The organism is Streptomyces sp. NPDC058457 (genome assembly GCF_042720695.1).
In the GTDB taxonomy this organism is placed as follows: Bacteria; Actinomycetota; Actinomycetes; order Streptomycetales; family Streptomycetaceae; genus Streptomyces.
Window position 1 is genome coordinate 60,475 of sequence record NZ_JBHXLU010000027.1, and the last position, 23,471, is coordinate 83,945.

22 protein-coding genes are annotated in these 23,471 nt (G+C 71.4%); 5 read left to right on the forward strand and 17 right to left on the reverse strand.

The window, feature by feature from the left end:
- Window positions 1-3: 3 nt before the first annotated feature.
- From ACFWPS_RS22380 to ACFWPS_RS22395, 4 genes are all read right to left on the reverse strand, one after another.
- On the reverse strand, window positions 4-1,101 hold the full coding sequence (locus ACFWPS_RS22380) for a PDZ domain-containing protein (protein WP_383707708.1): 1,098 nt from the start codon (window positions 1,099-1,101) through the stop codon (window positions 4-6).
- Window positions 1,102-1,161: 60 nt separating this feature from the next.
- Window positions 1,162-1,326, reverse strand: coding sequence for a hypothetical protein (locus ACFWPS_RS22385; protein WP_383707710.1), 165 nt, complete (start codon window positions 1,324-1,326; stop codon window positions 1,162-1,164).
- A gap of 117 nt (window positions 1,327-1,443) precedes the next feature.
- Window positions 1,444-1,905, reverse strand: a complete 462-nt coding sequence (locus ACFWPS_RS22390; RefSeq protein ID WP_383707712.1) for a molybdenum cofactor biosynthesis protein MoaE — start codon at window positions 1,903-1,905, stop codon at window positions 1,444-1,446.
- Between the two features lie 346 nt (window positions 1,906-2,251).
- Window positions 2,252-3,364, reverse strand: coding sequence for an SDR family oxidoreductase (locus ACFWPS_RS22395; RefSeq protein ID WP_383707714.1), 1,113 nt, complete (start codon window positions 3,362-3,364; stop codon window positions 2,252-2,254).
- A gap of 192 nt (window positions 3,365-3,556) precedes the next feature.
- On the opposite strand from ACFWPS_RS22395, the gene ACFWPS_RS22400 reads away from it, so the two are divergent.
- Entirely contained in the window at window positions 3,557-4,993 is a 1,437-nt protein-coding gene (locus tag ACFWPS_RS22400) for a zinc-dependent metalloprotease (RefSeq protein WP_383707716.1), read from the forward strand.
- Complete coding sequence (locus ACFWPS_RS22405) at window positions 4,990-5,511, forward strand: NUDIX hydrolase (protein WP_383707718.1); 522 nt, start codon at window positions 4,990-4,992, stop codon at window positions 5,509-5,511. Before ACFWPS_RS22400 ends, ACFWPS_RS22405 begins: the two co-directional genes overlap by 4 nt.
- Before the next feature lie 97 nt (window positions 5,512-5,608).
- On the opposite strand, the gene ACFWPS_RS22410 is transcribed toward ACFWPS_RS22405, so the two are convergent.
- The 4 genes from ACFWPS_RS22410 to ACFWPS_RS22425 all read right to left on the reverse strand — a co-directional run bounded on the left by ACFWPS_RS22410 (window position 5,609) and on the right by ACFWPS_RS22425 (window position 9,454).
- Window positions 5,609-6,364, reverse strand: coding sequence for an AIM24 family protein (locus tag ACFWPS_RS22410; protein ID WP_383707720.1), 756 nt, complete (start codon window positions 6,362-6,364; stop codon window positions 5,609-5,611).
- Between the two features lie 17 nt (window positions 6,365-6,381).
- On the reverse strand, window positions 6,382-7,062 hold the full coding sequence (locus ACFWPS_RS22415; RefSeq protein ID WP_351489639.1) for an AIM24 family protein: 681 nt from the start codon (window positions 7,060-7,062) through the stop codon (window positions 6,382-6,384).
- A gap of 11 nt (window positions 7,063-7,073) precedes the next feature.
- Window positions 7,074-8,720, reverse strand: coding sequence for a TerD family protein (locus ACFWPS_RS22420; protein WP_383707722.1), 1,647 nt, complete (start codon window positions 8,718-8,720; stop codon window positions 7,074-7,076).
- 137 nt (window positions 8,721-8,857) lie between these two features.
- On the reverse strand, window positions 8,858-9,454 hold the full coding sequence (locus ACFWPS_RS22425) for a M48 family metallopeptidase (protein WP_383707724.1): 597 nt from the start codon (window positions 9,452-9,454) through the stop codon (window positions 8,858-8,860).
- Window positions 9,455-9,680: 226 nt separating this feature from the next.
- Between ACFWPS_RS22425 and ACFWPS_RS22430 the strand changes: the two genes are divergently transcribed.
- Both ACFWPS_RS22430 and ACFWPS_RS22435 read left to right on the forward strand, forming a co-directional pair.
- Window positions 9,681-10,886 (forward strand): TOMM precursor leader peptide-binding protein, encoded by a 1,206-nt coding sequence (locus ACFWPS_RS22430; protein ID WP_383707726.1) that lies wholly within the window; start codon window positions 9,681-9,683, stop codon window positions 10,884-10,886.
- On the forward strand, window positions 10,879-12,324 hold the full coding sequence (locus ACFWPS_RS22435; protein WP_383707728.1) for an ABC1 kinase family protein: 1,446 nt from the start codon (window positions 10,879-10,881) through the stop codon (window positions 12,322-12,324). The genes ACFWPS_RS22430 and ACFWPS_RS22435 overlap by 8 nt, the downstream gene beginning before the upstream one ends.
- 11 nt (window positions 12,325-12,335) lie before the next feature.
- Here the strand turns inward: ACFWPS_RS22435 and ACFWPS_RS22440 are convergent, their stop codons facing one another.
- The 5 genes from ACFWPS_RS22440 to ACFWPS_RS22460 form a co-directional block, all read right to left on the reverse strand.
- On the reverse strand, window positions 12,336-12,548 hold the full coding sequence (locus ACFWPS_RS22440) for a hypothetical protein (protein ID WP_383707730.1): 213 nt from the start codon (window positions 12,546-12,548) through the stop codon (window positions 12,336-12,338).
- A gap of 134 nt (window positions 12,549-12,682) precedes the next feature.
- Window positions 12,683-13,009: a hypothetical protein gene (locus ACFWPS_RS22445; protein WP_383707732.1), complete on the reverse strand. Its 327-nt coding sequence runs from the start codon at window positions 13,007-13,009 to the stop codon at window positions 12,683-12,685.
- Complete coding sequence (locus ACFWPS_RS22450; RefSeq protein WP_351489655.1) at window positions 13,006-13,374, reverse strand: WhiB family transcriptional regulator; 369 nt, start codon at window positions 13,372-13,374, stop codon at window positions 13,006-13,008. The genes ACFWPS_RS22445 and ACFWPS_RS22450 overlap by 4 nt, the downstream gene beginning before the upstream one ends.
- Window positions 13,375-13,546: 172 nt before the next feature.
- Complete coding sequence (locus tag ACFWPS_RS22455) at window positions 13,547-13,864, reverse strand: hypothetical protein (RefSeq protein ID WP_383707734.1); 318 nt, start codon at window positions 13,862-13,864, stop codon at window positions 13,547-13,549.
- A 164-nt stretch (window positions 13,865-14,028) separates the two neighbouring features.
- Complete coding sequence (locus tag ACFWPS_RS22460; protein ID WP_383707736.1) at window positions 14,029-16,224, reverse strand: ATP-dependent DNA helicase UvrD2; 2,196 nt, start codon at window positions 16,222-16,224, stop codon at window positions 14,029-14,031.
- A gap of 200 nt (window positions 16,225-16,424) precedes the next feature.
- On the opposite strand from ACFWPS_RS22460, the gene ACFWPS_RS22465 reads away from it, so the two are divergent.
- Window positions 16,425-16,667: a mycoredoxin gene (locus tag ACFWPS_RS22465; RefSeq protein WP_362313082.1), complete on the forward strand. Its 243-nt coding sequence runs from the start codon at window positions 16,425-16,427 to the stop codon at window positions 16,665-16,667.
- A gap of 32 nt (window positions 16,668-16,699) precedes the next feature.
- Here ACFWPS_RS22465 and ACFWPS_RS22470 read toward each other — a convergent pair whose 3' ends face one another.
- The 4 genes from ACFWPS_RS22470 to ACFWPS_RS22485 all read right to left on the reverse strand — a co-directional run bounded on the left by ACFWPS_RS22470 (window position 16,700) and on the right by ACFWPS_RS22485 (window position 23,448).
- Window positions 16,700-17,323: a class I SAM-dependent methyltransferase gene (locus tag ACFWPS_RS22470; RefSeq protein WP_383707738.1), complete on the reverse strand. Its 624-nt coding sequence runs from the start codon at window positions 17,321-17,323 to the stop codon at window positions 16,700-16,702.
- Window positions 17,324-17,333: 10 nt separating this feature from the next.
- The gene (nudC, locus tag ACFWPS_RS22475; RefSeq protein WP_383707740.1) at window positions 17,334-18,278 is read right to left on the reverse strand and encodes an NAD(+) diphosphatase; all 945 of its coding nucleotides are present in this window, start codon (window positions 18,276-18,278) and stop codon (window positions 17,334-17,336) included.
- Between the two features lie 150 nt (window positions 18,279-18,428).
- Window positions 18,429-19,832: a dipeptidase gene (locus ACFWPS_RS22480; RefSeq protein ID WP_383707742.1), complete on the reverse strand. Its 1,404-nt coding sequence runs from the start codon at window positions 19,830-19,832 to the stop codon at window positions 18,429-18,431.
- A gap of 10 nt (window positions 19,833-19,842) precedes the next feature.
- Window positions 19,843-23,448: a UvrD-helicase domain-containing protein gene (locus ACFWPS_RS22485; protein ID WP_383707744.1), complete on the reverse strand. Its 3,606-nt coding sequence runs from the start codon at window positions 23,446-23,448 to the stop codon at window positions 19,843-19,845.
- Window positions 23,449-23,471: the final 23 nt, after the last annotated feature.

Sequence of the window (23,471 nt, forward strand, 5' to 3'; positions counted from 1 at the left end):
GGCTCAGCCCTTGGTGGTGCACTTCGGCAGGGCGCCGGTGTCTCCGCTGCGGATGTCCTTGAGGGCACCGAGGGCGTCGTCGATGGTCTTGACCTTGACCAGGGTGAGCCCGCTCGGGGTGTCCTTGGCGGCCTCGGCGCAGTTGTCGGCCGGGGTCAGGAAGTACTGGGCGCCCTTGCTGCGCGCGCCGATGGTCTTCAGCGAGATGCCGCCGATCGGGCCGACCGTGCCGTCGTCGTCGATCGTGCCGGTACCCGCGACGAACTTGCCGCCGGTGAGGCTGCCAGGTGTGAGCTTGTCGTAGATCCCGAGCGAGAACATCAGCCCCGCGCTCGGCCCGCCGACATCGGCGAGCTTGATGTCGATGGAGAACGGGAACGTGTGATCGGTCCCGGCGGAGATCCCGACGATGGCGCGCTTCTGGCCGCTGTCGTCGGAGGTGGCGGTGGTGATGGTGACGTTCTGCGTCTTGGTGGCCGTCTTGTTCGCCTTCTCGGCGGCGGCCTGCTCCTTGACCGGGACCACGGTGAAGACGACCTTCTCGCCGGGCTTGTGCTTGGTCACCAGGGTGGCGACGTCGGCCGGCTGCTTGACCACCGTGCCGTCGACGGCCTTGATCACGTCACCGGCGTGCAGCCTGCCCTCGGAAGGCGAGCCCTTGAGGACCGTCGACACGATCACCCAGGACTTCACCGGTACGCCCAGCTCCTTCAGGGCGGCGACCTTCGCGCTCTCCTGGGACTCGCTGAACTCCTCGGCGTTCTCCTGGGTGGACTGCTGTTCCGTCTTGCCGTCCGGGTAGAGCGTGTCGTGCGGCACGACCTTGTTGTCGTGCGAGAGCCAGCCGTAGACCGCCTCGACAAGATTCATCTTGTAGTCGGCACTGGTGACCCTCACCGTGGTCATGTTCAGATGCCCGGAGGTCGCGTAGGTCTTGTGACCGGAGATCTGCAGCACCGGCTCGCCGTCGTGGTCCCCGAGCGTGTTCACGGTCGGGCCGGGAGACATCTCCGAGTACGGCACGTTGATGAGCACTCCGGCGCACAGGAGCGCGATCAGCATCAGAGTGGAGGCGAGCATCGTCGCGGTGCGGCGTGGCATGCGAAGACAGTACGGGACGGGTCTGTCAGCGCACCGTCAGGGCCACCCGTCACACGCAGCTCAGCCGCCGGAGCGGGACTTCTCCATGGCCTCGCGGAAGCGCGCGTACCCGTCGAGTTCCGGCCCGTCGCTGCGCGCTTTCCTCGTCCGGTTGGCCCAGCTGCCCCACAGACCGGCACCGACCGCCGCCACAAGCGGAATCAGCAACCAGACGAGCGCCGCCATGCCGACCTCCCAACCCCATGAGCGTCCGCGACTGACTGATCAGCAGATTAATCACCCGCACTGACAACGCTCACGCGAGGGGTAGGGTTACGCAAGCGGAGGCCGGACAGGGGCCCTTCAGCAGGCCCCGACCCATTCCTCCGTCCCATCCGAGAACTTCTGGTGCTTCCAGATGGGCACCTCGTGCTTGAGGTCGTCGATCAGCTTCCGACAGGCTTCGAAGGCGTCGCCCCGATGCGGACACGACACGCCGACGACCACGGCGAGATCACCCACCCGCAGGTCCCCCACCCGATGCACCGCGGCCAGCGCCCGCACCGGGTACTCGGCGACGACCTTCTCGGCGATCCGCCGCATCTCGCTCTCGGCACTGGGATGACACGAATACCCGAGCGCGTCCACGTCGGCGCCCCCGTCGTGATTCCGCACGGTCCCCACGAACAGCGCGATCCCACCGGCCGCGTAGTCCCCCACGGCCGCGAAGACCTCGTCCACCGAGAGCGCGCTCTCCCGAATCCCGATCAACTTCACGGGATCGACGGCGCCCCGCTCCCCAGGATGATCACTAACAGCAGCCATACCCCCCATCGTGCCGCAAGCCCACGACCACACGGAATACCGCTATCACCAAGCACACACACATACGGCTTCGGAGACTCCTACAGCACCGACGCCGACACCGGTCCGTCCCACCCCGTCCAACGTCCGAGGACGAACACCGGACGCCACCACAATCCACCCCGTCCGACGTCCGAAGACGAGAACCGGTCCGCACCCCCACCTTCTCAGCCCGTCCGGCGTTTGAGGACGAGGCCGTTCAGGCCGATGCGGGGGTGCGGGGGCGGCAGCCCCCGAAGCGGGCGGTCGAAGGGGGCCCACCCCCTGGAGGACGGGACGGGTAGGGGCGGCGGGGGCGAGAAACCCCTCAGATCCGCCGCCGCGCCTTCCGAGCCCGCCGCACCACGGCCGCCGCCCCCAGCAACGCGACCGTCGCCCCCGCAGCCCCCGCAGCCGTCGCGTCCTTACGACCGAGCCGCCGCCCGACAACGGTGTGCCGCCCAGCCACCTCCTCCAGCAACTCGGCCAGCACCTCCTCGTTCGTCCACCCCGGCCGCCACCCGGCGTCATGCAGCCGGCTCCCGCTCACCACCCACGGATACATCGTGTACGCGAGATCCCCGGCCGGCGACGGCGTCAGCCCGATCCGGTGCAGCCGTGCCGCCGCCCCCAGCGCGACCGCCGACGGCAGCTCCATCCGCCGGATCCCGCTGAGCTCCTCGACCTCCTCCTGCTCCAGCCACCCGTCACAGCCGACGGCGAGTTCCCCGTCGACCTTCTCCAGGACGGCGTACTCCAGGGCACTGCACAGATCCTCGACGTGGCAGAACTGCCAGGCGGGCCGCGACCCGGCGACGACAAGCAGGCGGGGCGACTCGAAATACCGGGTCAGCGCGGTGTCCGTCTCCCCGACGAGCACCGCGGGGCGCACGACGGTGACATTGAGCCCGGGGTGCGCGCGGGGCGCCCGGCGCGCAAGCCGCTCGATCTCCAGCAGGTCGCCCACGCCGGTGGCCTCCGCGGTGGCACGCAACTCCGCGTCCTCCGACAACGGCAGCTCGTTGTCCGGAAGCGCGCCGTAGACCATCGCGGAGGTGCACAGCACCACGCGATGCACCCCGGCGGCGGCGGCCGCGGTCAGCACGGTCTGCGTCCCCCGCACGTTGTAGGCCGTACGAGCGGCCGAATCGGTCTCCAGATCCAGGTCGAGCGCGAGATGCACCACCACATCGGCCCCACGGAGCTTGTCCGCGATGGCCGGATCCCGCACGTCCAGGATGTGCCACTGGGCGTCGGCGCACTCCCCGCGCCGCTCGTCGATGGCGATGACCTGCCTGATCTCCTCGGACGCGGCCAGCCGCTCGGTGAGCAGCGCGCCGACCCCGGTCGCGGCGCCGGTCACGGCGACGACGGGCCCGCGCACCGCGGGAGGGGTTGAATGGTTTCGCGCTGCGCGAACCTGCGGATCTGGGGAACTCACCGGGCGTCTCCAGCGGTTGTCTTCAGTACGAGCGTGCGTGACGCGTACGTACCAGGTGGCATCCATCCTGCCGCAGGCCGACTGTCGGCGAAGCACCGAGGCCCGATCGGGTCGGGGTGTCTACGCTGGGTGGTGTTGTCGGGCAGCCGCGCCGCCGGAGAGAACCGGTGGCCTTACCAGCCGAGGATTCCCGTGAGTGACACCCCATTCGGTTTCGGCCTTCCGCCGGAGGAGCCGGAAGACGGCGACGAGGGCAAGAAGAAGGACCAGCAGAGCGGTGGTGGGCAGGGACCGGCCAACCCGTTCGGTTTCGGCACGCCCGGAGCCGGCGGCTTCGGCGGCCCCGGCGCCGACAATCCGTTCGCTGCCATGTTCGGTTCGCTGAACCCCACCGACCTGGGCGCGGCCTTCCAGCAGCTGGGCCAGATGCTCTCGTACGAGGGCGGCCCGGTGAACTGGGATATGGCCAAGCAGATCGCCCGCCAGACGGTCTCCCAGGGCACCTCGGACGGCGTCAAGGACGCGAGCGTCGGTCCCGCCGAGCGCACCGCGGTCCAGGAGGCCGTCCGGCTGGCCGACCTGTGGCTGGACGACGCGACGTCGCTGCCGTCCGGTTCCGGTTCGGCCGTGGCGTGGTCCCGCGCGGAGTGGGTCGAGGCGACGCTGCCCGCCTGGCAGGAGCTGGTCGACCCGGTCGCGGAGCGCGTCGGCGCCGCGATGGGCGACGTCCTGCCGGAGGAGATGCAGGCCATGGCGGGCCCGCTGATCGGCATGATGCGCTCCATGGGCGGCGCCATGTTCGGCACCCAGATCGGGCAGGCCGTGGGCGTGCTCGCGGGCGAGGTCGTCGGCTCGACCGACATCGGCCTGCCGCTGAGCCCGGCCGGCAAGGCCGCGCTGCTGCCGGTGAACATCGAGGCGTTCGGCAAGGACCTCGGCGTGCCGAAGGAGGAGGTGCGGCTGTACCTCGCACTGCGCGAGGCGGCCCACCAGCGCCTGTTCGCACACGTGCCGTGGCTGCGCTCGCACCTGTTCGGCGCGGTCGACGGGTACGCGCGCGGCATCAAGGTCGACACCGCCAAGCTGGAGGACGTGGTCGGCCAGTTCGACCCGCAGAACCCCGAGCAGCTCCAGGACGCCCTTCAGCAGGGCATGTTCCAGCCGGAGGACACGCCCGAGCAGAAGGCCGCCCTGGCCCGTCTGGAGACGGCTCTGGCGCTCGTCGAGGGCTGGGTCGACGCGGTGGTCCACGCGGCCGCGAAGCCGCGCCTGTCGTCCGCTGACGCGCTCCGCGAGACCCTGCGCCGCCGCCGTGCCACGGGCGGTCCCGCGGAGCAGACCTTCGCCACGCTGATCGGCCTGGAGCTGCGCCCACGCCGGCTGCGCGACGCCTCCCGCCTGTGGGCCTCGCTCACGGACGCGCGCGGTGTCGACGGCCGGGACGCGCTGTGGGCGCACCCGGACATGCTGCCGACGGCGAGCGACCTGGACGACCCGGACGGCTTCGTGCACCGCGAGCAGCTGGACTTCTCCGAGCTGGACAAGATGCTCGGCGAGGCCGCGCAGAAGCCCGACCTGCACAAGAAGGACGAACAGGAAGACCAGGCAAAGGGCGACGACACCGAGTGAGCCTGTACGACGACGCGGTCCTCGTCCTCAAGGGGTACGAGGGCCAGAACGAGCTGCGCCAGGCCTATCTGGACCACCTCGCGGCACACCCGGACGGCATGTGGAAGGCCTGTCACGCCGGCCATGTCACGGCGAGCGCGCTGGTCGTCGACCCCGAGCACGGCCGGGTACTGCTGACCCTGCACAAGAAGCTGCGGATGTGGCTGCAGATGGGCGGGCACTGCGAGCCGGGCGACGCCACGCTGGCGGCGGCGGCCCTGCGGGAGGCGACCGAGGAGTCCGGGATCCCCGGGCTGACGCTGCTGCCGGGCGGCCCGGTCCGGCTGGACCGGCACCCGATCCCGGCGCCGTGCCACTGGCACTTCGACGTCCAGTACGCGGCCCTCGCCCCGCGCGGCGCCGCCCACGCGATCAGCGACGAGTCCCTCGACCTGCGCTGGTTCGACTACGACAGGGTGCCGGAGGTCGCCGACGACTCGGTCGTACTGCTGCTGGAAGGGACCCGTGCGCGGCTCTGACCTGGAACTTCTGGAGACATCGGCGCATGTGTAAGGGGCGCCCGCCGCGGCGGGCGCCCCTTACTTTCGGGCTCTCTTTCAGGGCCCTCCCGGGCCCTCAGCTCCAGACGTTGCCCTGGTTCATGCCACGCGCGCCCTGCTGGCCCATGCCGAACTGGGCGGCGATGCCCTGACCGACCTGAGCGTGCTGCGGCGGCAGCAGTTCACTCGGCTGGACCAACGCGAAGCCACTTCCCATGAAACTCAGCTCCCAGCCCTCCCCGGTGCTGCCCCGGCGCCGCCACACCCCCGAGGAGTGCGTCTGGGCCTGCATCTGGACACGCAGCCCGGTGGACCAGGCGACGATCGCGTCGGCATCGCAGTTGACGTACTTGTCGGGCGTGACCTGCATCAGCAGCGGCGCGCCCGAGGTCATCAGGGCTACCTGGCCGCGTCCGGTGATGTTGAGCTGGTACTTCCCGGACCCGGAGATGCCGTAGAGGCTGTCGACGGCGACGACCTCGTAGTGCAGCGAGGAGTCCATGGCGAGGACGTAGCCGCTGTCCACGGTCAGACCGTCCTGCTCGACGTCCAGGACGTGGATGTGCTGGGCGAGGTTGGCGAAGTAGACCGTGCCCTGCCCGTGGCAGCGCATCAGGTCCAGGCCCTCACCGGTGTACGCACGCGCGCGTGCCTGGTTGTGGCCCTGGTACTCGGCGTCGAACTCGACGAGCCCCTGGTAGGCCACCATGGTGCCCTTGCGAGCGAGGATGTCGTCGTGGCCCTCCAGGACGACCCGCAGCATCTGCTTGTTCTGCAGGCTGTAGCGGCCTGGGGCCTGGGAGTCGTTGAAGGCGAAAAGCGGGCTCTGCATGGTTTCCTGACTCCCCCTCAGCCCCGGAACCGGAGGCGGTCGGTGCTGTCCTCGCTGGGCTGGACGACGACGATGCCCTGGCCGGAGAAGGCCATCTGGTAGGCCTCGCCGCTGCCCCGGCCGATCAGCGACTGCGCCTTGAAGCTGCGCTTGCCCTTGACCTTGAGGTTCGGGGACCAGGCGACCAGCGCGTCCGGGTCGACGTACGTCTCGTCCTCGCCGCCTCCGCAGTCGACGACGATCGGCTTGCCCCGGGAGGTCAGTGCGACCCAGCCCTGCCCGGAGATCTTGGTGTTCCACAGGCCCTGACCGGCGAACTTCGCCAGCCCCTTGACCCGCTCCACACCCCACGTCAGATGTGCGTCGAAGGCGAGCAGGTTGGTGGCGTTGACGGAGATGCCGTCGCCGTTGAGGTTGATGACGACGACGTTCGCGCCGTAGTCGGCGAGGTAGAGCAGACCGTCACCGGAGCACTTCATCAGGGGCGCGCCCTCGCCGGTCATCCAGTCGCGGGCGATCTGGCGGACGGCCGGCGGGTTGGGCTCGTACTGGACGAAGCCCTCGTAGGCGACCATCGACCCCACGCGCGCGAGGAGGTCGTTCCCGGTCTGCATGGCGACCTTCAGCATGTGGTCGCCGTGGTTCTCCATACGGGCGGTGACGGGTGCGGGGGCGTAGCCCGCGAGCGGCTGGTTCATGACGGGCTCCCTCAGACCTCGTACGGCTGGACGACGATGAAGTTGCCGGGCGCGCCCCGGAACTGCAGGTTGACGCTCTCCCCGGTGTCGCCCGGGTAGGCGTTGCGGCGCATCCGCACCTGGCTGGAGACGATCACCTGGGAGGCCGCAGACCAGGCGACCACGGCGTTGCAGTCGGCGAACGTCGTCGGGGTCACGGGCAGCACGACGGGCGTGCCGTGCGTCTTGACCACGATCGTGCCGGTGCCCTGGAACTGCATCGTGAACAGCGCGCCGCCGGGGATGCCGTGCCCCTCGATCCGGCGGACCTCGTACTGGAGGCTCTCGTCGAAGGCGAGGACGCTCTCGGCGGAGACGCAGATCGCGTCGCCCTGAAGCTCGACGGGGTGCAGATGGGCGGAGTTCTCGGCGTAGAACACCTGGCCGTTGCCGGTGCAGCGCATCAGCTGCATCTCCTGGCCGGTGGCGTTGCCCACGATCCGGCCGGCGAATCCGGCGCCCTTGTAGCTGAAGTCGACCTTGCCCTGGTAGAGCACCATGCTGCCCTGGCGGGCCAGCACGGGCTGGCCGCCGATGCCGAGGTCGACACGGATGAGCTTGCTGTTCTGCGGCGTCCAGCGCTGCCCGGTGGGCGTCTCCTTGAACTTCTGGAGCGCGGCGCTCACCCCGGCACCGCCCTGCGGAGCGCCCTGCGGGACGCCGTAGCTCTGCTGACCGGGAACCTGCCCGAACGGCGCCTGCTGGCCGTAGCCCGGGGGCGGGGTCGGGGCCTGGGGCGCCTGTGGGTATCCGGGCGGCGGGGCGGGGGCCTGCGGGGGCGCCGGGGGCTGGCCGTAGCCTGGCGGGGCCGGCGGCTGACCGTAGGGCGCGGGCGCCGGGGACGGGGGCGGCACCATGCCGGGCGCCGACGGGGTCAACGGGGCGATGATGGTGGGCGCATGATGCACATTCGAAGCCGGCACCGGACCGGGGGCCGGCGGCGGGGTGAAGCCCTGGGGGGCGGGCGCGGGCGCCGGGGTGGACGCGGGCGCCGGCGCCGGCGCGGAGGGAGCTCCGAACGCCGGCGGCGCGAAGCCGGGCGCGGACCCGGTCTGCGGCTGCTGCGGCTCCGGTGCGGCGGGCGCCTCCTCCTCCGCCACCTCGCCGCCGAAGTTCTTCAGCAGCGCCTCCAGACCACCGTCGAAGCCCTGGCCGACGGCGGCGAAGCGCCACACGTCCTTCAGGTAGAAGTCGCCGAGCATCACGGCCCGCTCGGTGGAGAACTCCGAGCCGTTGAAGGAGTACCGGGCCACCTCCTCGCCGCCCGCGACGATCCGGATGTATCCGGGCGCGACCTGCGACATCTGCCCGGCGCCGTCGATGGTCGCCGTGAACGCCAGCTTCTGGATCCGCGACGGGATCCGGTCCAGCGTGACCCGGAAGGACTCCGTGTCGCCCGCCTGCGCACCCAGCAGCTGGATGGACTCCTCGGGCGACTTCGGCTGGTTGAAGAAGACGAAGTACCGGTCGTCCGACAGCCGTTCGTCCGCGTCGAGGCCGAAGCAACTGATGTCGAAGGTCAGTCCGGGGCCGGAGATCTGCACGCCTACGTACAGATCCGTGCCCGCCGTGAGGTCACTGATCCTGGCCTTGTGGCCGCGTTGGAATTCCCTGGCCATGCGTTACGACCGTCCCCCATCCCGAATGTGAGTGCGTCGCGCCAGGCTAACGGCTAACTCGGACATCGGAAGAAGTCGGTACAGACCCGGTACACAACCGCGCTCAGCGACCCCGCAGGGAGCGCTCCCGGGGTGTGTCACTCATCACGCGCGCCGGGCACATGGGGCAGCCGGTCGGCCGCGACCACCCCTTCGAGGTAGCCCCGGGCCCGCTCGGTCCGCGGGTACGCCTCCAGCAGTCGCCAGAACCCGGGGCCGTGTCCGGGCACCAGCAGATGCGCCAGTTCATGGCAGAGCACGTAGTCGACGACGTACTCGGGCATGCCCTGGAGCCGGTGCGAGAGACGGATGCTGCCCTCGGACGGGGTGCAGGAGCCCCAGCGGGTGTTCTGGTTGGTGACCCAGCGCACCGAGGCGGGGCGGGCCCGGCCGCCGAAGTACTGGGCCGACAGCCGCTCGGCACGCTCGGCCAGTTCGGCGTCGCCCAGCACTCGCTTGCTCTCCTGGGCAGCGAGTTTGTTGAGCATGACGGTCACCCAGCGTTTCTCCTCCGCCTCGGACATCCGGGCGGGAATCAGCACGACGGTGCGATCGCCCTCGCGGTACGCAGAAACGGTCCGGCGGCGGCGGGCGCTTCTGCGAACCTCGATCGCGCTCGCCCCCAAGCCGCTGGGCGGCTGGCTCGTCGTGCTGCGCTGTGGCTTTCCGGCGCGGTGCAGTGGGTCGGCGGGCACGCCCCGACGTTACCCGCTGCACATGCGGGAAGTCCCGGGTCCGGGACGGTTCGGTGCCGATCCCCCACCATGCGTTTGATTTGTACGACGAATACCCACCGCCTGTGGACAACTTTCGGCGCCCACCGGGCGGCCCGGGCATGCTGGCACTCGTCGGCGGAGCGTGACCGGCTCCACCGGCACACGGGGATGTTCTGTGACCTTTCGACAGATACGGGGGCCTGTCATGCATCCGTTGGTGAAGCCCGCGCTGCGGCGCGGCTGGCGCGATCTCAACACCGTGCAGTTCGGGATGACTCCCGCGCACGCGATGACACTGGGGCCGATGGACACGGCGACCGGGAGCTTCCTGGACCTGCTCAACGGCGCCCGGGGGCTCGCGCTGCTGCGCGAGGAGGGGCGCCGCATGGACCTGCCGGACGGGCATGTCGACGCCCTGGTGGAACGGCTGTCCCGGGCCGGGCTCGTCGACGACGCACTCGGCGGCGGGCCGGCGGCGCAGGCGTTGCGCGAGAAGAAGGAGGTTCTGGAGCGGCTGCGTCCCGACCTCGCCTCGCTCTCCCTGATCACTCCGGAGCCCGGTGGCGCGATCGGCCGGCTGGCGGCCCGGCGGGCGCTGCGGGTGCGGGTGCAGGGCGCGGGCCGGGTCGGTGTCACGCTGGCCGCGCTGCTGTCGGGCGCGGGCGTCGGCGAGGTCGACGTACGGGACGTGGGCCGCGTCCAGCCGTGGGACGTGGCGCCGGGCGGGCTGCCCGCGGAGGCGATCGGCGAGCGCCGCGACGAGGCCGCGCGCAGAGTCGTCCGCCGGGCGGCCCCGGACCGCCCGCCCCGCCGCCCGGACTCTTCGGCGGAGGAGCCGGGCCTGGCACTGGTGATCATCGCCCCGCGCGACGATGTGCTGGTGCATGCCCCGGACGCGCGCGCCGCCGAACCGCTCATGGCCTCGGGGACCCCTCATCTCTACACGGGTGTCGTGGAGGGCACGGGCGTAGTCGGCCCCCTCGTCCTGCCCGGTGGAACAGGGTGCGCCCGCTGTCTGCACGAGCACCGCACGGACCGGGATCCGGCCTGGCCGCGCCTGATCGCCCAGTGGCGGTCCGGGCAGGCCCGCCGGGTGGCCGCCTGCGATCTGACGCTGGCGACGGCCGTGGCCGGGCTGGCCGCCGCGCACGCCCTGGCCTTCCTCGACGGAGAATCGCCGACCGGCGCGGGGGCACGCTGGGAGGCGTCCGTGCCGGCTCTGCACTGGCACGCGCGGCCGGTCTGGCCGCACCCCGCATGCCCGTGTGGGGCGGCGGAGAAAGCTAAGGGGGAACACTCCTCAACCAACGGGGATCCACACGCGACAATGGTGGTGCAACGGCCGTCGGCGGAGCGAGGACAGCACGCGGACGCGGCACGGCCGACTGGGACTTGGAGGGCGCATGTCTGATCTTCCCCGGAAGGCGGTCACCCGGACCGCCAAGCTCGCCGCGCTCCCGCTCGGCTTCGCCGGCCGGGCGACCTGGGGTCTGGGCAAGCGCATCGTGGGCGAGTCCGCGGAGATCGTCGGCCGGGAGCTGCAACAGCGCACGGCGGAGCAACTGTTCAAGGTCCTGGGCGAGTTGAAGGGAGGGGCGATGAAGTTCGGGCAGGCCATGTCCGTCTTCGAGTCGGCCCTTCCGGAGGAGGTCGCCGGCCCCTACCGGGCGGCTCTCACCAAGCTCCAGGACGCTGCGCCGCCGATGCCGACCCGCACCATGCACTCGGTGCTCGCCGAGCGCCTCGGGGAGGACTGGCGGGAGCTGTTCCTGGAGTTCGAGGACAAGCCCTCGGCGGCGGCCTCGATCGGGCAGGTGCACCGGGCGGTGTGGCAGGACGGCCGGGTGGTGGCGGTCAAGGTGCAGTACCCGGGAGCCGGCGAGGCCCTCCTGTCCGACCTGGGACAACTGAGCCGCTTCGCCCGTCTGTTGGGGCCGCTGATCCCCGGCATGGACATCAAGCCGCTGATCGCGGAGCTGCGCGACCGGGTCTCCGAGGAACTGGACTACTCCCTGGAGGCGCAGGCCCAGGCGGCGCACGCGGAGGAGTTCGAGGGCGACCCCGATGTGGTGGTGCCCGCGGTGGTGCACCAGTGCGACCAGGTCCTGGTCACGGAGTGGATCGACGGGATACCGCTCTCCGAGATCATCTCGGGGGGTACGCAGGAGCAGCGCGACCGGGCCGGTCAGCTCCTGGCCCGGTTCCTGTTCTCGGGCCCGGCCCGCACCGGCCTGCTGCACGCCGACCCGCACCCCGGCAATTTCCGCCTGCTGCCCGGTGCGCCGGAGGACGAGGAGGAGTGGCGCCTCGGCGTGCTGGACTTCGGCACCGTCGACCGCCTCTCCGGCGGCCTGCCCAGCCCGATCGGCGACTCCCTGCGGATGACGCTGGACGGTGACGCCGAGGCGGTCTACGAGCTGCTGCGCGCGGAGGGGTTCGTCAAGGATTCCATAGAGCTGGACCCCGACGCCGTCCTGGACTATCTGCTGCCGATCATCGAACCGGCCCAGGTCGACGAGTTCACCTTCACCCGCAACTGGATGCGCAGCCAGGCGGCCCGCATCGCCGACCCCCGCAACCCCGCCCACCAGCTGGGCAAGCAGCTCAACCTGCCGCCGGCCTATCTCCTCATACACCGGGTGACCCTGAGCACCATCGGCGTGCTGTGCCAGCTGGGTGCGACGGTACGGCTGCGGGAGGAGCTGGAGGCGTGGCTGCCCGGGTTCGTACCCGAAGAGTTCGAGGAGCTCGAAGAGCTCGAGGAACTCGAAGAAGCCGTGGAAGCCGAACTGGAAGCCGAAGAAGACGGGGAAGTGGAAGGGACCGAGGCGGCCGTAGAGGCGCAGTAGGGGGCCGGTGTTCACCACCAGGACGAATCGAGCCTGCCCTCGATCGCTCTGAGGTTCTCCCTGGAGCAGGTGTCGCAGAAGAACTGGCGGACGCCGTTCTCCACGGAGCAGGTCCAGGTGGTGGGCTGGGGGCCGTCGGCCGGGGTGCCGCAGCGGGCGCACACGAGCGGGTGGGGCTCCGTGGTGGAGCCGCCGTGATCACTGCCTCCGGAAAGACTCGTCACCCGGTGACCATAACTCCGCGGCGCGGATCCGTCGGGACAACGCACCGCGGGGGCCGGTCCGTTCGGCCGGACCGGCCCCCGCTGGGAGCTTTCGCCTCCCGGGGTCGGGAGGCCACCGCTTCAGGTGTACTGGGTTACTGCATCACGGCCATGGCGAGCGCACGGCGGGCGCGCATCGAGGCACGCTCGGCCCGGCGCTGCATCCGGCGAGCGGTCGCCAGGCGCACGGCCCTGCGTTCCCGCTCGGCCTCGTGCAGTCGCTCGTGCATATGCGCACGAGCCAAGGCTTCTGGGATGAGTTGCATCTCTCGGGTCCTGTTCTGACGCGAGCCGGTGGCGGTACCGGCGGTGGTGAAGTCTGGGATCGCGGAGCCTGCGGGCTCGCTGGTGGACGGCTTCATCGGGGCCTGCTTCTTGGGATCGTGCGTGAGGGGGCGGTCGATCGTTCCGTGGATGTTCATGCCATGACCGGGTTCTTGCGCGGGCGGCCACGCGGCCGCTTGCGGGCGACAACGACACCCTGGACGAACAGCTCGCCACCCCAGACGCCCCAGGGCTCACGCCGCTCCTTCGCCCCGGCGAGGCAGGCCTCGATCAGCGGGCAGGTGCGGCACAGGGACTTGGCGTACTCGACGTCCGCCGGCGACTCGGCGAAGAAGACCTCCGGGTCGTAGGAACGGCAGGGGACGGGTACGCCGAGGTTCTCGATGGCGTCGTCGAGCGCGGTGAGCGCGGTGAGCGGGATCAAGGTGGAGTCCTCCGTGAGGCCGGGCGGGGGGATCGTTTCGGAAGGCGGTACGGACGGGGCGTGCGCTTCGAGTTGCACGGTTGTTCTTCCTCGTCTGGTCGTGCCGGTCGGGTTGGACCGGTTGGCGGCTGGTACCGGGTTCTGCTCTTGTCCCGAGGCCCCTTCGCTCCGCTCTCCCCGTTCGGGGAAAACAGAAGGGCCGCGGATCCCGGATGGGGTTCCGCGGCCCTGAAGGCGCCGGCCTGATCGATCAGGCTGGATCACTCCAGGGTTCTGGCCCACGGAAGGCCCACATCAGGTGATGCTGCGTCGTCTGCTTCCGGCTACCGGCACCGGCTGCCGTAAAGGCATAGGCCTGGGCCTGTGCCGCTACTGCTTCCAGTGCCTTCGTCGGTCGCTCATTGCGCTCACGGACAGGAAGACCCGCGAGAGAAACGGAGGACGCCGGACGCACGGCAGGAATGCCGGACAGACCGGTGCCCAGGTTCGAGACGCCGAGCATGCACACGGAGACGGCCGAGAGATCGGTCATTTTGGCCGCGCTGATGTTGGTCTTGATGCTGATCACTGGACTCGCCTCCTCTCGGCGTCTAGGGGACCGGTGTTGAGCCGATCCGCTCGGATATGCAAGTACAACACGGAACCGGGCCTTCGAGAAGGCCGCCGCTTCCGTGCTTAGAACCTATGGGGATTGCTGGGGCATGCGCAAACTATTTTTTCGACGAGTTCGCATCAGCCCCCCACTTCTTCTCCCTCGGGCTCCTGGCCTGCACAGATGGCCAGAACATCGGCACCGTAACGGTTGAGCTTGCGCGTGCCGACACCGGGGATGCGGGCCAACTCGCGGTCGTCGTCCGGGGCGCTCTCGGCGATGGCCATCAGCGTCCTGTCGGTGAAGACGCAGAAGGCGGGCTGACCGCTGAGCCGGGCCTGGTCCGCACGCCACTCACGCAGCCGCTCGTAGAGTCCCTCGTCCATGTCGGAGGGGCAGCCGTCGCAGCGCATCAGCTTCATCTCGCCGGCGTCGGTCAGCGTGCGGCCGCAGACCCGGCAGCGGGCGGGGGTGCGCTGGGTGCGCCGGGGTGCGGACGCGGGGCCGCCGGTGAAGCCGCGTTCGACACCTCCGCCGCCGGCGCCGCCGGCCCGGCCGACAGTGCCGGTGGAGCCGGGGCGCAGACCGTCCAGGAAGTGGCTGGGCCTGCGGCCGGGTCTGCCGCCGGGGGTGCGGGAGAGGGACCAGGAGACATGGAGCCGTTCCCTGGCGCGGGTCACGCCGACGTAGAGGAGCCGGCGTTCCTCCTCGATCTGTTCGTCGGTCTTCGCATAGGTGATCGGCATCATGCCCTCGGCGACGCCGACCAGGAAGACGACGTCCCACTCCAGGCCCTTCGCCGAATGCAGGGAGGCGAGGGTGACGCCCTGGACGGTCGGGGCGTGCTGGGCGCCCGCGCGCTCGTCGAGTTCGGCGACGAAGTCGGCGAGGGTCGCGGCGGACCGGGCGGCGGCGACGTCCTGGGCGAGGTTGACCAGAGCGGCCAGCGACTCCCAGCGCTCCCGGACCGCGCCGGAGCCGGCCGGGGGCGAGGTGGTCCAGCCCTCCCCGGAGAGAACCGCGCGCACCTGCGAGGGCAGGTCCACGGTGTCGTCGAGCAGCGCGTCGTTGCCGCCGAAGCGGGCCGCGGCGCGCAGGGCGACACCCGCCTTGCGCACCTCGGGCCGGTCGAAGAACCGCTCGGCACCGCGCAGTTGGTAGGGCACCCCAGCGTCCGCGAGGGCCTGTTCATACGTCTCGGACTGGGCGTTGGTGCGGAACAGGATGGCGATCTCGGCGGCCGGCACCCCGGCGGCGACGAGCTCCCGGATGCGGCGGGCGGCGCCCTCGGCCTCGGCGGGCTCGTCGGTGTACTCGGTGTACGCGGGCTCGGGTCCTGCGGGGCGCTGGGAGATCAGCTCCAGGCGGTGGTCGGCGGCCCGGCCACGGGCCTGGGCCAGCAGACCGTTGGCGAGGTGGACGACCTGGGGTGTGGAGCGGTAGTCGCGGACCAGCTTGACGACGGTGGCCCCGGGGTGGCGGGTGCGGAAGTCGAGCAGATGGTCGGGGGTTGCTCCTGTGAACGAGTAGATGGTCTGGCTCGCGTCGCCGACGACGCACAGGCTGTCGCGCTCGCCGAGCCACAGTTCCAGCAGCGTTTGCTGGAGCGGGCTGACGTCCTGGTACTCGTCGACGACGAAGTGCTGGTACTGGGCGCGGACCTGTTCGGCGATGTCGTGCCGGTCCTGCAGGATGCCGACGGTCAGCAGCAGGACGTCCTCGAAGTCGATGACGGCGCGGTCGCGCTTGAGGTCCTCGTAGACCGAGTAGACCTGGGCGATCTCGGCGGGGTCACGGGGGGCCTCCCGGCCGGCCTTCACGGCGGCGAGCGGATAGTCGGCGGGGACGGTCCGGGTGACCTTGGACCACTCGATCTCGGCGGTGACGTCCCGCAGCTCGCCCCGGTCGAGGCGGATGCGGCAGGCGGCGGCCGCGTCGGCGACGAGCTGGATCTTGCGGTCGACGAGTCGGGGCAGGGAGCCACCGATCGCTTTCGGCCAGAAGAACTGAAGCTGGCGTAGCGCGGCGGAGTGGAAGGTGCGGGCCTGCACCCCCTGGGCGCCGAGCTGGCGCAGCCGGCCGCGCATCTCCCCGGCGGCGCGGTTGGTGAAGGTGACGGCGAGCACGCTGGACGGCTGGAGGATGCCGGCCCGCACCCCGTAGGCGATCCGGTGGGTGATCGCCCGGGTCTTGCCGGTACCGGCTCCGGCCAGCACGCACACGGGACCGTGCAGGGCGGTCGCCACCGCGCGCTGCTCGGGGTCGAGCCCTTCGAGCACCGCGTCGGCAGAGTCCGGTACCGGCGGGAAGAGGGAGGAATGCGTTGCTGCTGTCACATGGCCATGCTGCCAGGTCGCCGGAGACGGCTGTGCCGGTTGTCCACAGGCAGCCCCACGCAGTCGTACTAATGCGGCAGGCGTCACTCGGGCCCGTGCTGCGGGAATGCTCGGGGCCCGTGCTGCGGGAATGGCGGACGGGCCGCGTACGTTCCTTTCCTGGACGACCTTCCCCGACCTGCCGAAGGAGTGCGAGCGAGATGCAGGGCACTGTGACGATGTACAGCACCACGTGGTGTGGCTACTGCCGCCGGCTGAAGAGCCAGATGGACCGCGAGGGCATCGCTTACACCGAGATCAACATCGAGCAGGACCCGGAGTCGGCCGCATTCGTGGAGAAGGCGAATGGCGGAAACCAGACGGTCCCCACGGTGCTCTTCGCCGACGGCTCGACGCTCACGAACCCGTCGCTGGCCCAGGTGAAGCAGAAGGTCGGCGCGTAGGTTTCCCGGCGCATGGCGGCTCCTGACTCATTTCAGGGGCCGCCTTCGCATGTTCGGGTCGGCTTGTCCCACACCAGCGTGTAGCGCCACAGCAGGCGGCGCCGGTACCGGCGGCCGGGGAGCCGGTGCGCGGTGGACTGCCGGACCTCTCCCCAGTGCATGGGGGAGTCTTCGACGGGCATCCCCACCGGGGCCCGCTTGCCGCCCCGCAGACGCGCGTTCAACCGACTCGCGGGGACTCCGCAGCCACTGATCACCCAGTCCAGCGGGGTGTGGTTGTACGCCATACCGACGATGACCAGCCGCCCGCCGGGCGCGAGCAGTCCCACCAGCCGGTCGATCGCATCGTCGAAAGGGGAGTGGTGGATGACGGCGACCGCGCTGACGAAGTCGTAGCCCTCCTCGTCGAGGGCGGCGCCGTCGAGGTAGTCGCCCTCCAGGAAGGTGACGTTCGCAGCGGCCCGCTTGCCTGCCAGCCTGATCATCTCCGCCGACCGGTCCACGCCGGTCACCGACTCCGCCCTGGCCGCGAGCTTGGCGGCCAGCAGGCCGTCGCCGCAGCCGACGTCCAGAGCGGTGCGGCAGCCGTCCGGTACCGCGTCCACCACCACGGGGTGGTAGTGGACGTTGTGGTTCCAGTACTCCTCTGCGCTCATGACGGCCGTCTCAGACGAAGCTCCTCGTCGGCAGCGGCTTGCCGTACCACATCTCGATCAGGCGGGCCGCGATCGAGATGCCGTACGGCGGCAGGACGTCGCCGGAGTCGAAGGCGGCGCCGAGTTCGTCGCGGGAGAACCAGCGGGCCTCGTGGATCTCGTCGCCGTCGACGTTGATCTCGGTCGAGGTCGCGCGGGCCATGAAGCCGAGCATGAGGCTGGACGGGAACGGCCAGGGCTGGCTGGCGACGTACTCGACCGGGCCGACGGTGACTCCGACCTCCTCGAAGACCTCGCGGCGTACCGCGTGCTCGATGGACTCGCCGGGCTCGACGAAGCCGGCGAGCGTGGAGAAGCGGCCCTCGGGCCAGTGGACCTGGCGGCCGAGCAGGATGCGGTCGTCCTCGTCGGTCACGGCCATGATCACGGCGGGGTCGGTGCGCGGGTAGTGCTCGGCGCCGCAGGCGGGGCAGCGGCGGATGTGGCCGGCGGCGGCGATGACCGTGCGCTCGCCGCAGCGGGAGCAGAAGCGGTGGGTGCGCTGCCAGTTCTCCAGGCCGACCGCGTGCACCATCAGGCCCACGTCGCGCGGTGACAGCAGCAGTCCGGCCTCGCGCAGGCCCGCGGGGCGCGCGGACTGGTCGATGCGGCCGGGCAGGGCGTCCTTCTGGAGGGCGAAGTAGCTGACGCCGTCCTCGTCGGTGCCCAGGAAGTAGCGGTGCGCCTCGGTGAGGGGGGCCTCGAAGGAGGGCGTCATGACGAGTTCGGTGCGGCCGTCGGGTGTCTCGTCGATGAGGACCTGACCGCCGGAGACCACGAAACAGCGGGTGTCGGGGTGGCTCCACGCCGCCGCGAGCCAGGCCTCGTCGAGCCGGTGGTGGGCGGCGCGGTCGATGCCGCTCGGGGCGGTGAGCGAAATGGGGCGGTCGGCGGTGTGGTCGGTCCAGGTGGTCACGGGTGCTTCCAACTCCCCCAGTGCAACGGATGTTTCAGCGGGCGGTTCAGCGGGACGAAGGGCGGGAGGAGACCAGGTCGGGCGGGGGCGGGCGGTGCGGTCCTTCCAGTGTGCCCCGTCGGCGGTGCCGCTCCGGACGGCGTCGGTGGCTCAGGGGGCATGGCGCCAGTTCTCGGCGAGGTCGCCCCACAGGTAGGCGCTGGTCTCGACGCCTTTGAGGAGGAGGTCCAGTTCGACCTTCTCGTTCGGGGCGTGCCAGCCGTCGGAGGGGACGGAGATGCCCAGGAAGAGGACGGGTACGCCGAGGACGTCCTGGAGGTCCGCGGCGGGCCCCGAGCCACCCGAACGGGTGAACCGGACCGGTCCCTCGAAGGCCCGGCCCATGGCGCGGGCCAGCGACTGGAGACCGGGGTGGTCGAGCGGGGTCAGGCACGGGCGCGTGGCCGGCAGGAACGTGATCTCGGCCCGGATCCCGGCGGGGATCCGCTCGGCGGCCCAGGTGCGGACGATCTTCTCGATGCGGTCGGGGTCCTGCCCGGCGACCAGCCGGAACGACAGCTTCAGCAGCGCCGAGGAAGGGATGATCGTCTTGCTGCCGGGACCCTGGTAGCCGCCGCCGATGCCGTTGACCTCGGCGGTGGGGCGGGCCCAGACGCGCTCCAGGGTGGTGTGCCCGGCCTCGCCCTCGGTGGCGTACGAATGCGCCTCGCGCAGCCAGCTGTCCTCGTCGAAGGGCAGCTCGGCCCAGAGCTGCCGTTCCCGGTCGCTCAGCTCCACAATGCCGTCGTAGAAGCCGGGGATCGCCACGCGCGCGTGCTCGTCGTGCAGCGCGGCCACCAGGCGGGCGGCGACGGTGGCCGGGTTGGGGACCGCGCCGCCGAAGGCGCCGGAGTGGATGTCCTGGTCGGGGCCGTGCAGGACGATCTCGCACTCGGCCAGCCCGCGCATGCCCGTGCACACCGTGGGGGTGTCCTCGGACCACATTCCGGTGTCGGAGACGATCACGGCGTCGGCGGCGAGCCGCTCGGCGTGCTCCTCGACGAGGGCGCGGAAGTGCGGGGAGCCGGATTCCTCCTCGCCCTCGATCAGCAGCTTCAGGTTGACCGCGGGGGCGGTGCGGCCGGTGGCGGCGAGGTGGGCGCGGACGCCGAGTGTGTGGAAGAACACCTGGCCCTTGTCGTCGGCCGCCCCGCGCGCGTAGAGGCGGTTCTCGCGGACGACGGGCTCGAAGGGGGCGCTGTCCCAGCCGTCCTCGCTGGCGGCGGGCTGCACGTCGTGGTGGCCGTAGACGAGGACCGTGGGCGCCTCGGGGTCGTCGGCGGGCCACTGGGCGAAGACGGCCGGGGCTCCCGGTGTCTCCCAGACCTCGGCGGTCGGGAAGCCGGTCTCCGTCAGTTTGGCGGCGAGCCAGTCGGCGCTGCGGCGTACATCGGGAGCGTGGTCGGGCTGGGCCGACACGGAGGGGATGCGCAGCCACTCGGCGAGGTCGTCGAGGAAGGCGGCGCGGTGCTGCTCGATGTACGTACGGACAGCGCTGTCCGGGGTCTGGCTCATGGTCACGAGCCTATCGGCCCGGACCGACATCCTCGGCGGGCGGTTCGTCACACTCGGCTTGTCCGACGATCAGTCTTTCCAGGGCGGCCCGGTCCGGCAGGCCGTCCGGTCGTTCGACCTCGCCGGTGCGTACGTGTACGAACGCGGCCGTGACCGACTCGGGCGGCACGCCTTGCTGCTCGGCCCAGCCGATCCGGTAGATCGCCAGCTGGAGCGGGTCGGCGGCACGGGTACGGCTGGTCTTCCAGTCGACGATCTCGTATGTCACCCCGGCCCCGTCCCCGTGGTCCGTCCGGTAGACGGCGTCGATACGGCCCCTGACGACCCGCCCCGCGAGGGCGAGCTGGAAGGGAGCCTCGACGCGGTGGGGCGTGCGGTGCGCGTACTCGGTGCGTTCGAAGGCCTCCTTGAGGGCTTCGAGATCGCGTTCGTCGGCGATCTCGGCATCGCTGCCGGGCAGCTCGTCGGGCTCCAGCATGGGCAGCGTGAGCTCCTCGAAGCGTGCCTCGACCCAGGCGTGGAAGCGGGTGCCCCGGCGTGCGGCGGGCTGCGGAGGGCGTGGCATGGGGCGCGCGAGTTCCTGCGCGAGCCCGTCCGGGTCCTCGGCCAGCCGCATCAGCTGGGTCGCGGACAGCGTGGCCGGCAGGGGGACATCGGTGACGTTCCGGCGGGCGCGCAGCAACTCGCCGGTGAGCGCGTCGAGGTCGCGGTCCCAGGAGGCGATGGCGCGGGCTTCCTCGGGGGTGAGGAGGGTGCGCCCGGCTTCCGGCACGCGCGCGTGCCCGTGTTCGTGATCAGGTTCGAGTTCGAGTTCGAGTTCGGGTTCGGGTTCGGGTTCGGGTTCGGGTTCGGGTTCGGGTTCGGGGGCACGCACGTGCTCCCGTTCCGGGACGCGCCCATGCACCGGCGTGCGCGGGGGCGTGCGCTCGGTGGGCGTGGCCTGGTGCGGGACCGTGGGGCGGTCGGTGCTCCAGGATTCCCAGTCGGCGGAGTCGGTGTCCGGGAAGGCGTCCTCGTAGGCGTCGGGTTCGTCGTCCTCGGGCGGCGGGGGCCAGTCCGGGTCCTCGACGACGGCCGGGTCGCGGCCGGCGGGAGCGCCTCCGTCGGCTTCGGCAGTGAGGGCGTCCAGGTGGGCGAGGACGGTCTCGGCGGCCGCTCGGCGGCGGGCCAGGGCGGCCGCGTCCAGGGGCAGCGGCCACACCTGGTCGGCGCTCGCCGCGTGCAGGGCCGGGTTCTCCTCGTCCTCCTCCGGTTCGTCGGCCCAGGCCTCGATCTCGCCGTGTCCGCCGGCGCAGTGGTCGTACAGGGCCCGGAGGAAGTCGGAGGGGCCGCGCGGCTTCTTCTGGCTGGGACCCCACCAGTGGCCGGAGCCGAGGAGCAGGGAGCGGGGGCGGGTGAAGGTGACGTAGCCGAGGCGGAGTTCCTCGGTGTGCTGGTGGTCCTTCATGGCCTCGTGGAAGGCCTTCATGCCCCGCGAGTCCCAGGCCTCGACGTCGGGCAGGGTGGCGGTGTCACCGCGCAGGGCGTGCGGGAGCACCTTGGCCTGGGCGGTCCACTTCTCGCGGCCCTGGCTGCTCGGGAAGGTGCCCTTGACCAGTCCGGGAACGGCGACGACGTCCCACTCCAGGCCCTTGGACTTGTGCGCGGTGAGGACCTTGACGGTGTTCTCGCCGCCGGGCAGGGCGTTGTCGAGGCCCTTCTCGTACTGGGCGGCGGTGCGCAGGAAGCCGAGGAAGGCGAGCAGGGTCGCCTCCTGGTCACCGGCCGCGAAGGAGGCGGCGACATCCAGGAAGTTGGACAGGGTCTCGCGGCGGCGGGCGGCCAGCGCGTGCGGGGACGCCGACAGCTCCACCTCCAGGCCGGTGACCGCGAGGACGCGGTGCAGGACGTCCATCAGCGGGTCGGACAGGGAGCGGCGCAGCTCGCGCAGCTCGGTGGCGAGGCGGGCGAAGCGCACGCGCGCGTCCGGCGAGAACGGCAGCCCGTCGTCCTCCTGGCCGCCGTCGAACGGCAGCTCCAGGAACGTGTCCAGGGCGTCCGCGAGGGATATCACCTCGGCGGGGTCGACCCCTTCGACGGCCTCGGCGAGCCTGCGGTCCGGGTCGTCGGCGTCGCCCACGCGCGCGTGGGACACCAGCCGCCGGGCGCGGCGGCCGAGGAGGGCGAGGTCGCGGGGGCCGATGCGCCAGCGCGGACCGGTCAGCAGCCGGACCAGGGATGCGTTGGCGCCCGGGTCCTGGAGCACCTCGCAGACGGCGACGAGGTCGGCGACCTCGGGCAGGTGCAGCAGCCCGGAGAGGCCGACGACCTCGACGGGGACGTCACGGGCGACCAAGGCGCCCTGGATCTCCGCGAAGTCGGTCGCCGTGCGGCACAGGACCGCGATCTCACCGGGGGCGGTGCCGGTGCGGACGAGGTGGGCGACGGAGTCGGCGATCCAGTCCATCTCCTCGGCGTGGGTGCGCAGCAGGGCGCAGCGGACCGTGCCGTCCCGCTCGGCGCCCGGGGCGGGGCGGAGGGCCGCCACGCCCGCGTGCATGGCGCGCAACGGCCCGGCGAGGCCGTTGGCGAGGTCGAGGAGGCGGCCGCCGCTGCGGCGGTTCTCGCTGAGCGCCTGGCGGGTGGCGGGGCGCCCGTCGGCGCGCGCGAAGTGCTCGGGGAAGTCGTCCAGGTTGGCGACGGAGGCGCCGCGCCAGCCGTAGATGGCCTGGCAGGGGTCGCCGACCGCGGTCACGGGGTGGCCGGTGCCGTCGCCGAAAAGGCCCGCCAGGAGCACACGCTGGGCGACCGAGGTGTCCTGGTACTCGTCGAGGAGCACGACCCGGAACTCGTCGCGCAGCAGCCGGCCCACCTCGGCGATGCCGGCCAGCGCCGCGGACAGCGCGATCTGGTCGCCGAAGTCGAGCAGGTCCCGCTCGCGCTTGGCGGCCCGGTACCGGACGACGAGTTCGGCCAGTTCACGGCGGGCGGCGGCCGCCTCGGGGACCTTGCGCAGGTCGGCGTTGCCGAGTTTGACGGCAGCCAGGGTGTTCAGCAGACCGGCGTCCCAGGCCCGCAGGTCCTCGGGGCTCACCAGGTGTTCGGCGAGCTCGGAGTCGAGGGTGAGCAGGTCGCTGACCAGGTCGGCGAAGGAACGGGTCAGGGCCGGGTAGGGGCCGGGGGCCTCGCGCAGCACGCGCGCGGCGAGCTGGTAGCGGGTGGCGTCGGCGAGCAGCCGGGAGGTCGGCTCCAGGCCGATGCGCAGGCCGTGGTCGGTCAGTAGCCGGCCCGCGAAAGCGTGGTACGTGGAGATGACCGGCTCGCCGGGCGGATTGTCCGGGTCGATGACATCGGGGTCGGTGACGCCCGCCCTGACGAGCGCCTTGCGGACGCGCTCGGCGAGTTCACCGGCCGCCTTGTTGGTGAAGGTCAGGCCGAGGACCTGCTCCGGGGCCACCTGCCCGGTGCCGACCAGCCAGACCACGCGGGCCGCCATCACCGTCGTCTTGCCCGACCCGGCCCCGGCCACGATCACCTGCGGAGCGGGCGGCGCGGTGATGCAGGCCGTCTGCTCCGGGGTGAACGGGATGCCCAGGAGCTCCTTGAGCTGCTCGGGGTCGGTGATACGGGCGGACATGAGGAAAGAGGCTAGCGGCGGGC